Below are 237 nucleotides of genomic sequence, written 5' to 3'. Positions count from 1 at the left end.
TGACCAGGCCGTTGAGCTCGTAGTAGTCGCGGTAGACGTTGGCGGCGAACATCTTGGAGGTGAACTCCTCGATCTTCGAGCCGGCGGTGACCAGCTGCACCGGCAGCACGTCGATCTGGCCGGACTCGCGGGAGCGGACAAAGTCTGCCAGGCACAGGTGCCGGTCGCGGCGCTGGCGCGGGAAGGTGAACCGCAGGCGCTCGGTGCCGATCGGGCCGCCCGAGCCACCGTCCGGGG

1 protein-coding gene is annotated in these 237 nt (G+C 69.2%); it reads right to left on the bottom strand.

Annotation, left to right across the window (positions count from 1 at the left end; genetic code table 11):
- Positions 1-237: vitamin B12 dependent-methionine synthase activation domain-containing protein (locus ACU18_RS18870; RefSeq protein ID WP_157407871.1), on the bottom strand; the 237-nt coding region annotated here is incomplete at both ends.

It is taken from the genome of Arthrobacter sp. ZBG10 (assembly GCF_001238605.1).
Classification (GTDB): domain Bacteria; phylum Actinomycetota; class Actinomycetes; order Actinomycetales; family Micrococcaceae; genus Arthrobacter.
Note: the sequence above shows the minus strand (reverse complement) of the source record. Positions and strands in the feature narration are given on the sequence as shown.